We start from the raw sequence: 2,793 nt of genomic DNA, 5'->3' as shown, positions 1-2,793 counted from the left end.
ATAATGAATAAAATAACTTATAAAATAATATAATAAAAAAAGAAAATTAGAAAAAACTAGTAAAAAAAGAATAATAATAATAAAAAAATAAAAAAATAAAAAAGATTAATAAAATTAATCTAATTTGATTTTAATATCTAATGCACTTGATCCTTCTTCATAAACAAAGATAGGGTTAATATCAAGTTCAGAGATTTCAGGGAAGTCTAAAGTCAATTTAGCAACTCTTACAATAGCTGCCTTAACTGCTTCAATGTCTCCAGGAGCTTCTCCTCTGAATCCTTTAAGTAATTCAATTACTTTAGTGTCTTCCATTTGCTCCTCAATCTCTTGACTGGTAAGGCCTTTAGCCAATTTAAATGAAACGTCCTCTAAAAGGTTTACTAAAACTCCGCCCATACCAAATGCAATCATAGGACCGAATTGAGCATCACGAATCATACCTACAAGAACTTCAATACCGGAGTCCATCATCTTTTGAACCTCTACTCCATTAGGTACAATATCTGGATGAGCTTTCTTAGCATTAGCTATAATTTCATCATAAACCTCTTCAGCCTCTTGCTTGGAGGAAATTCCTACCTTTACACCACCAATGTCTGATTTGTGTAAAATCTTATCAGAAGCAATCTTAAGTACAACTGGGAATTCCATTTCTTCAGCAAGTTCACCTGCCTCTTTAGCGGAAGTTGCCAATTTAATAGGTGCTGCTTCAATACCATAAGCTTCAGCTACAGCATAAGCTTCACTACCGAGCAATGTGTCTCTGCCCTCTTGTTTTACCTTAGCGAAAATTGCTTCAACCGCGTCCTTATCAGCATCATCAATTTCAGCTACAGGATCATCATAGTTTCTTTCTTGAACTGCAGCAAATCTTGCCAAGTAGTCAAATACCTTGACTGCAGTTTCAGGGAATACATAAGTAGGAATACCATTATCCCTTAAGAGGTCATTTGCATTTTCAAAGGTAGGTCCACCCATGTTTACAGCAATAACAGGTTTATCAAATTCACTTGCTCCTTCAACAAGAGCCTTTGCAATACCGTCTGCATCTGCAGAAGCAGTAGGACAGACCATAACAACCAATCCATCAACCTCATCAGAATCCAATACAATTTCAAGGGATTCCTTATATCTTATAACTGGAGCATCACCTAAAACATCAATAGGGTTTTTAATACTACCTTCATCAGGCACTGCCTCTTTCAATCTAGCATTGGTCTTTTCATCAAATTTAACTAAATCCAAACCATATCTTTCCATAGCATCTACAGACACTACTCCTCCGCCACCTGCATTTGTAATGATTGCAAGGTTACGTCCGGTAGGAAGAGGACATTTGGAAAATGCTAAACCTACATCAAACAATTCATCCATTGTGGTTACTCTGAATACACCGGATTGCTTGAATGCAGTATCAAATGCAATGTCACTGCCAGCCAATGCACCTGTGTGAGAGGATGCCGCTTCAGCACCGGCAGAACTGGAACCGGATTTCAGGATAACAACAGGTTTCTTGTATGAGACCTTTCTTAATGTTCTTACAAAGTCCTCATCTTCAGTGATTGACTCAAGATAACAGATAACCACTGCAGTGTCAGGATCCTCAGCCAAGAATTCAATCAATTCGATTTCAGTTGTTCCTGCCTTGTTTCCTAAACTAATAATTTTACTGAAACCAATACCAGCAGTTACACTCCAATCAATAATAGCTACCATCATAGCTCCACTTTGGGAAATAAATGCGATATTTCCTTTAGGAGGCATAATCTGTGAAAATGAAGAGTTAAGAGGGGTGTGTGAATCTGTAGTTCCTAAACTGTTTGGACCAATAATATTCATGCCATATTTTTCTCCAAGAGCGACAAGCTCATTTTCTCTTTCCACACCTTCACCACCGATTTCCTTGAAACCGGCGGTAATAACTACCATATTTTTTACCCCGAATTCACCGCATTCTTCTACAACAGGGTTTACCAATACACTAGGAATTGAAATAATTACAAGGTCAGGTACTTCTGGCAAGTCAGAAACATTTTTATATGCTTTTAATCCTTGAACTTCATCATCTTTAGGGTTTATAGGATAAATGTTTCCTTTAAAACCATCATTGACAATGTTATTTACTATAATATAACCAACTTTTCCTTCTGAGTTGGAAGCTCCAACAACAGCGACAGAGTCTGGATTAAACATTTTAGTAAGATCAGTCATAATTTATCTCCTTTAATTCAAATTATAATAAATTACTTTATTAGTAGATTGTTAAAAATTCATCATACAAAATCAAACAATACAATATTAATCATTTAAAATAAACCAAATTACAAAAGCAATGATTTAAAAATAAAACAAATTACAAATGGTTAATTATTTTTTGATTTTTTAAATTAAATACAAACATCACCAAATTAAAATATCAATATCATATAATCAAATGAAAAATATCATATTTATTATCATATTTATAATGATAAATAATTATAAATTATTTTGTTTTTAATTACTTTAATACTTAACTATAAAATTATTATAAAAAAACAGTTTTATAAATAAAAAATATTAATGTTTTTTTAAAAATGTACATATAAAATACATTATAAGTAAATTAAAGAAAAATTAACCCAATTAACCAGATAATTTAATAAGATTTTTAATATGATAAAATTTAAACTAATATCTATTATATATTTTGTATAAAACTTATATATAAAAGTTTATTTTTAATTTAGAATAATAAAAAGAAAAATTTTAAAAAAATAAAAGGCAATAAATTTTTTTTAATAATTTTAG

General features: G+C 31.7%; 1 protein-coding gene. It reads right to left on the bottom strand.

What is annotated here, in order from left to right; all coding sequences use genetic code 11:
* Window positions 1–114 precede the first annotated feature (114 nt).
* Entirely contained in the window at window positions 115–2,214 is a 2,100-nt protein-coding gene (acs, locus tag Q0138_RS04665) for an acetate--CoA ligase alpha subunit (RefSeq protein ID WP_297981567.1), read from the bottom strand.
* Between the last annotated feature and the right edge of the window lie 579 nt (window positions 2,215–2,793).

The organism is uncultured Methanobrevibacter sp., from assembly GCF_937906425.1.
Taxonomy (GTDB): domain Archaea; phylum Methanobacteriota; class Methanobacteria; order Methanobacteriales; family Methanobacteriaceae; genus Methanobrevibacter.
Note: the sequence above shows the minus strand (reverse complement) of the source record. Positions and strands in the feature narration are given on the sequence as shown.

Bases quoted from the DNA above. Each gene is read 5' to 3' on its own strand.
- acs (WP_297981567.1), bottom strand. From the start codon at position 2,214: ATGACTGATCTTACTAAAATGTTTAATCCAGACTCTGTCGCTGTTGTT.